Origin of the sequence: Rhodopseudomonas sp. (assembly GCF_048594845.1) — a bacterium.
Classification (GTDB): Bacteria; Pseudomonadota; Alphaproteobacteria; order Rhizobiales; family Xanthobacteraceae; genus Rhodopseudomonas.
On sequence record NZ_JBMDXE010000242.1, the window covers coordinates 1 to 6,104 of the forward strand.

The 6,104-nt window shown below is 68.3% G+C and carries 7 protein-coding genes and 1 other RNA gene; 4 read left to right on the forward strand and 4 right to left on the reverse strand.

The genetic code is table 11. The annotated features are described in order from the left end of the window. The coding region (locus tag ACOJTD_RS15545) for a pyridoxal phosphate-dependent decarboxylase family protein (RefSeq protein ID WP_420133798.1) at nucleotides 1-1,414 on the forward strand (1,414 nt) is incomplete at its 5' end. Between the two features lie 464 nt (nucleotides 1,415-1,878). After that, a complete protein-coding gene (gene ppk2 / locus ACOJTD_RS15550; RefSeq protein ID WP_420133804.1) occupies nucleotides 1,879-2,748 on the forward strand; it encodes a polyphosphate kinase 2 in 870 nt (289 codons plus the stop codon). A 158-nt stretch (nucleotides 2,749-2,906) separates the two neighbouring features. Here ppk2 and ACOJTD_RS15555 read toward each other — a convergent pair whose 3' ends face one another. The 3 genes from ACOJTD_RS15555 to ssrS all read right to left on the reverse strand — a co-directional run bounded on the left by ACOJTD_RS15555 (nucleotide 2,907) and on the right by ssrS (nucleotide 4,550). Next, nucleotides 2,907-3,734 (reverse strand): TIGR00282 family metallophosphoesterase, encoded by an 828-nt coding sequence (locus tag ACOJTD_RS15555; RefSeq protein WP_420133799.1) that lies wholly within the window; start codon nucleotides 3,732-3,734, stop codon nucleotides 2,907-2,909. Between the two features lie 2 nt (nucleotides 3,735-3,736). After that, nucleotides 3,737-4,324, reverse strand: a complete 588-nt coding sequence (locus tag ACOJTD_RS15560; protein WP_420133800.1) for a 5-formyltetrahydrofolate cyclo-ligase — start codon at nucleotides 4,322-4,324, stop codon at nucleotides 3,737-3,739. A 65-nt stretch (nucleotides 4,325-4,389) separates the two neighbouring features. Further along, nucleotides 4,390-4,550, reverse strand: a non-coding RNA gene (ssrS, locus tag ACOJTD_RS15565) — 6S RNA. A 167-nt stretch (nucleotides 4,551-4,717) separates the two neighbouring features. On the opposite strand from ssrS, the gene ACOJTD_RS15570 reads away from it, so the two are divergent. Further along, on the forward strand, nucleotides 4,718-5,173 hold the full coding sequence (locus tag ACOJTD_RS15570) for a hypothetical protein (RefSeq protein WP_420133801.1): 456 nt from the start codon (nucleotides 4,718-4,720) through the stop codon (nucleotides 5,171-5,173). Nucleotides 5,174-5,180: 7 nt separating this feature from the next. Here ACOJTD_RS15570 and ACOJTD_RS15575 read toward each other — a convergent pair whose 3' ends face one another. Further along, the gene (locus ACOJTD_RS15575; RefSeq protein WP_420133802.1) at nucleotides 5,181-5,381 is read right to left on the reverse strand and encodes a hypothetical protein; all 201 of its coding nucleotides are present in this window, start codon (nucleotides 5,379-5,381) and stop codon (nucleotides 5,181-5,183) included. 98 nt (nucleotides 5,382-5,479) lie between these two features. Here ACOJTD_RS15575 and ACOJTD_RS15580 point away from each other — a divergent pair, with 98 nt between their 5' ends. Continuing rightward, on the forward strand, nucleotides 5,480-5,947 hold the full coding sequence (locus ACOJTD_RS15580) for a recombinase RecQ (RefSeq protein ID WP_420133803.1): 468 nt from the start codon (nucleotides 5,480-5,482) through the stop codon (nucleotides 5,945-5,947). Nucleotides 5,948-6,104: the final 157 nt, after the last annotated feature.

The following is a 6,104-nucleotide window of genomic DNA, read 5'->3' on the forward strand; positions in this document are numbered from 1 at the left end:
CCCCGCCGCGGGCCCCGCGCGGCGCTGGGGGGCGCTTCGCTGGCGCGCCCACATGAGCGACTCGTTCGCGCTGGTGCGCGCGCGCCCGGTGTGGCAGCCGATCCCCGACGACGTCCGGGCCCGCTTCCGCGAGACGCTGCCGCGCGCCGCGATGCCGCTCGCCGACGTGTACTCCGACTTCACCGATTCCATCGCGCCCTACGCCACCGGCAACGTGCATCCCGGCTTCATGGGCTGGGTGCATGGCGGCGGCACTCCCGTCGGCATGCTGGCCGAAATGCTGGCGGCGGGGCTCAACGCCAATTGCGGCGGGCGCAATCACATCGGCATCGAGGTCGAGCGCCAGATCGTGCGCTGGATGCGCGAGCTGTTCGGCTTTCCGGACACCGCCAGCGGCGTATTCGTCACCGGCTCGTCGATGGCCAATTTCATGGCGCTGCTGGTAGCACGCAGTGCCGCGCTCGGCCCGCAGGTGCGCGAAGGCGGTCTCGCCGGCGAACCGCTCACCGCCTATGCGTCGGCGGCGGCGCATGGCTGCGTCGTCCAGGCCGCCGATCTCGCCGGGCTCGGCCGCGGCGCGCTGCGGCGCATCCCGTTCGACGCATCGCACCGCATCGACATCGCGGCCTTGCGCCGGCGTATCGCCGAAGACCGCGCGGCGGGGTTCAAGCCGTTCCTGGTCACCGGCTCGGCCGGCACCGTCGACACCGGCGCGATCGACGACCTTGCTACGTTGGCGCAGCTTTGCCGCGACGAAGGCCTGTGGTTTCACATCGACGGCGCCTATGGGTCGCTCGGCATGCTGTCGCCGCAGATCGCGCCGAAGCTTGCGGGACTAAGCGAGGCCGACTCGATCGCGCTCGACTTTCATAAATGGGGCCAGGTCAACTACGACGCCGGCTTCCTGATGGTGCGTGACGGCGAGCAGCACCGCGCGACCTTCGCGGCGCCGGCCGCTTATCTACGCCGCGAGACGCGCGGCCTCGCCGGTGGCTCGCCGTGGCCATGCGATTTCGGCCCCGATCTGTCGCGCGGCTTCCGCGCGCTGAAGACCTGGTTCACGCTGAAGACCTACGGCGCCGAGCGGATGGGCGCGATGATCGCCGAGACCTGCGCGATCGCGCGCCATCTCGAAGCCCGCGTGCAGCGCGAGCCGCAGCTCGAAATGCTGGCGCCGGTCACGCTGAACATCGTCTGCTTCCGCTATCGGGCGCCGAATGGGGTTGATGCCGACGCGCTCAACGCCGAGATCGTCGCCGACATCCACGAGTCGGGCATCGCCGCGCCGTCTTCCACGACCATCGACAACAAACTCGCGATCCGCGCCGCGATCGTCAATCACCGCACGACGCGCGCGGATGTCGATCGGATGGTGGATGCGGTGCTGCAATTCGGCGCTGCACGAGCGAGCTGATTACCCTCTGCCCCGCACACGGCGCAACCTCCCCCGCTTGCGGGGGAGGTCGACGCGCGAAGCGCGGCGGGTGAGGGCTCTCCCCTCCGCGAGTCGCTGACTCACTGCCCGCGTCGCCCTCACCCCAGCCCTCTCCCGCAAGCGGGAGAGGGAGCGCGCTATGCTCTGCTCCCCTCCCCCTTGCGGGGAGGGGTCGGGGGGTGGGGGTCCCCAGGCACTGCGCTTGTTGCCCAACCTTGAGCGCCGCGGTTGCCCGAAGATCACCAGGCGCGCGCTAAATCATCGCACCTGTCGCCCCGTCATACGCGTGACAAACACGTAGCGGCATTTTCCCGCTCCTCACCTTGGAGACCTCGATGCCCCGCAAGTCTGCGCCGCCGACCGCCCCTGCACCTGCCGAACCGGGTAAGACGCCTGCCGAACGCGTCGGGGGCCTGTCGGTCCGCGAGCGGATCGCGGCCGAGATGCTCGACAGTTTCGACGAGGAACTGGAACTCGAGATCGACGACGATCGCATCGATGCACTGACCAACGAATTCGCCGGACACTCTCCGGCCGACACCGTCGATCGCCGGATCTACTTCAAGGAACTGTTCCGGCTGCAGGGCGAGCTGGTGAAGCTGCAGAGCTGGGTGCAGCATCAGGGCCTCAAGGTGGTAGTGATCTTCGAGGGCCGCGACTCCGCCGGCAAAGGCGGCGTGATCAAGCGCATCACCCAGCGGCTCAATCCGCGGATCTGCCGTGTGGCCGCGCTGCCGGCGCCGAGCGTGCGCGAACGCAGCCAATGGTACTTCCAACGCTACGTGTCGCATCTGCCGGCCGCCGGCGAGATCGTGCTGTTCGACCGCTCCTGGTACAACCGCGCCGGCGTCGAGCGGGTGATGGGGTTCTGCACGGAGGCCGAGGTCGAGGAGTTCTTCCGCTCGGTGCCGGAATTCGAACGCATGCTGGTGCGCTCAGGCATCGTGCTGATCAAATACTGGTTCTCGATCACCGACGACGAGCAGCAACTGCGCTTCATGATGCGGATCAACGATCCGCTCAAGCAATGGAAGCTCAGCCCGATGGACGTGCAGTCCCGCGCGCGCTGGGAGAACTACACCAAGGCCAAGGAAGAGATGCTGGAGCGCACCCACATCGCCGAGGCGCCTTGGCATGTCGTCCACGCCGTCGACAAGAAGAAGGCGCGGCTGAACTGCATCGCGCATCTCTTGGACCAGGTGCCGTATGAGGAAGTGCCGAGCGAACGCGTCGTGCTGCCGCCGCGCATTCACCACCCCGACTACATCCGCACGCCAATTCCGCCGGAGATGTACGTGCCGGAGCGATACTGAGCTCTCTTCTGTCATTCCGGGGCGCCGCGGAGCGGCGAGCCCGGAATCCATACGCCGCAGCGCCTGCTGATCGGCATGGCGGGCGATGATCAAACGAGAGTCCAGGGGGTATGGATTCCGGGCTCGCGCCAAGAGGCGCGCCCCGGAATGACGTGGGGTTAGTTCGTCACCCAGAACTCCGGCCGCGCCTGGTTGAGGCGGCCGCCGATGCGGACGGGGGCGATCTTCAGCGCCAAGCCGGTGCTGTCGTCGGTTTCCACCGCCACGCCGCTCAGCGTGGCCTCGCCATTGGCCGGCTCGAACCGGCCTTGCGGGATGCCGGTGACGAAGCGGTGCAGCGGTTCGTCCTTCTGCATGCCGATCACCGAGTCGTAATCGCCGGTCATGCCGGCGTCGGTCATGTAGGCGGTGCCGCCGGCCAGGATCTGGTGATCGGCGGTCGGCACATGGGTGTGCGTGCCGACGACGAGGCTGACCTTGCCGTCGCAGAAGTAACCCATGCCCTGCTTCTCGCTCGACGCCTCGCCGTGAAAATCCAGCACGATGGCGTCGGCGGCTTCGCGCAGCGGACAGGCGTCGAGTTCGCGCGCCACCGCGGCGAACGGATCGTTCAGCGGCTCCATGAAGACGCGGCCCATCGCATTGATCACCAATACGCGCGCGCCCTTGCGGGTCTCGACCAGCGCGGCGCCGCGGCCTGGCGTGTGGCGCGGGAAATTCGCCGGCCGGATCAGGCGCGGCGCGCGCTCGATGAACACCAGCGCCTCCTTCTGATTCCAGGCGTGGTTGCCGAGCGTCACCGCATCGGCGCCGGCGTCGATGAAATCATTGTAGATCGCCTCGGTGATGCCGAAGCCGCCGGCGGCGTTCTCGCCGTTGATGATCGTGCAGTCGAGCTGCCAGTCGCGGATCAGGCCGGGGAGATGTTCGGCGATCGCAACGCGGCCGGCCTTGCCGACCACATCGCCGATGAACAGAATGCGCAAACCTATCGACTCCGGAAAATGAGCGTCTCCCGCTCGGTTAGCACATAATCCAGCGCCACGTCGTGGGCCGCGGCCGGCACCGCCGCGATTTGCTGCACCGCGAAGGCGAGGCCCATGGTGACGACCGGGCGCGTCGCCCGCAGCGCGTCGAGCGTCCGGTCATAATAGCCGGCGCCGTAGCCGATGCGATGGCCGAGCGCGTCGAACGCGGCGAGCGGCACCAGCAGGATATCGGGGATCAGTTCGGGGGCGTCGCGGCGCGGCTCGTCGATGCCGAGCGAGCTGCGCTGCAGCGTGTCGCCGGGCTGCCAGGCGCGGAAGCGCAGCGGCAGGCCTGGTTGCTCCACCGCCGGCAGCGCCAGCCGCGCGCCACAGGCCGCCAGCGCCCGCATCAACGGCTTTGGGTCGAGTTCGCCGCGGATCGGCGCATAGCCGGAGACGACGGCATTCGGCGGAAGCGCGAACGGCAGGCCGCGCGCCGCGATCGCCGTCGCAGCCGCTGCCCGCTCGGCTTCGGACAGCGCCAGGCGGCGCGCCAAAGCCGCAGCGCGGAGGTCATTCTTGCTGGGGGCGTCGGTCAGCTCGGACATTCCCGCTTATAGGCGGACGCCGCGGCGGGGAAAAGCTGAGGGGATCGGCAGGGCGGAAGGAGAAGTGCGAAGCCACGATGACCGTTGAAGCGCTCGATCCCGGAGTTCCCTACGAAAGTAGGTGGGCACCATGTGACCGGGTCCACGGACCCGGCCAGGGACAGTTCCCTGAAGGATCGATAAGGCCCCGGGGATATATGGCTCCTGACGCGAAACGCAGCCTCGCTGGCGCAATGTAGCGATCATACCGCCGCTTCGCCAGTGCACAGCGGCGATTTGCTGGCGACGGCGCGAACCCATGACACCCGTCAACGTTTTCGGCTATTGAGAGCAAGCGTCGCACGATCGCCATCAACACGAGCGATCGAGGGAGGACGACTCGAACGGAGCACCATGGCCGCCAAGCCCAGCACCACGATTGCGCGCAAGGCCCGCACCCGGGCCGAGGCGGACTTCGCCACCTGGCTGATGATGGCGAAGCTCGGCAGCTTCGACACGCTGCCGGACAACGCCCGCAAGGTGCTGGACGACTATCGCGCGCGGCTCGACCGGATGAGCGAGATCGAGTCAAAGGCGATCGCGGTGCGCGAGACTTCTCAGGCCTATTACAGCGACATGGGCGGCACCGGCGATGCGCCGGAGCCCGAGCCGCGTCCGGCTCGCGACGAGCCGGCGGTCGACAATGTGGTGCGTTTTCAGAAGCCGCCGAAGCCGAAGCCCGCGCCGGCGCGTCCTGCCGATCGCGGCGCCCGGCCGGGTGCGCCGAGCGGCCGCAAACCGGTGCCGGCGCTGCTGATTTTCGCCGGCCTGGTGGCGATCGTGGTGGCGTGGAAATTCCTGACGCGCTGACGCGGTGCTACAGCCTGCCCGAACGACGCCCATCCGCCTGACGCAGCAATTGCCGGTGGCGCGCCATCGTCACCACCCGCGGCCGCCGTGTGATCAGACCGCCGAACCGGCGGATCAGCAGCGCGATCGCCATCACCAGGCAAACGCCGAGCCCCAAAAGGGACAACACCGGCGCGGCGACCTGGAACAAAGTGATGACGTCGGACATCTGCTGATACCTCGTGTTCAACGAGTCCAAGGGCCAGCACGCGGCATCGTTCCAACAGAGCATCCCGCCCGGCCCCGCAACACTGCGGAGGATCACCAGTGGACGACGAACCCCGGCGCGACGCGCCGCCGAGCGCCGCGCGCGCCACGACCAAGCCGGCCGACAAGCCCAAGGCGCCGCTGGTCGACAGCCTGATCGACATCGTCATCGACAGCGCCGCCGCGATCACCAAGGCCGCCGCCAAGAAAGCGGTGCAACGCCTCGCGGCGGGCCCGGCCAAGAAGGTCGCGGCCAAGGCCGGGGTGATTGGGACGACGGGGACGGCGGGCGCCAAGACCACTGCCAAGACAGCCGGCGCTAAGACGAGCGCAAAGGCCGCGGCCAAACCCGCCAAGCCGGCCACCAAGGCCAAGACCGCGGCGAGCAAATCGGCTGCCGGCAAGGGCGGCGCGAAGACGAAGCCCACGAAATCGACGGCCGCCGCGAAACTGAAAGCAACAAAGGTTGCGAACAAGGCGGCAAAGGCCAGAGTCGCCAAGTCCAATACGAAGAAGACGAAGGCGTAGTCAGCTAACGCCTGCAGACACCCCGAACCGCAGCGCGCTCCCTCTCCCGCTTGCGGGAGAGGGTGGGGGTGAGGGCGACGCGGGCACAGAGCCTGTGTGAAGGGACGCGGGCGCAGTCCCTGGGGACCCCCACCCCCGACCCCTCCCCGCAAGGGGG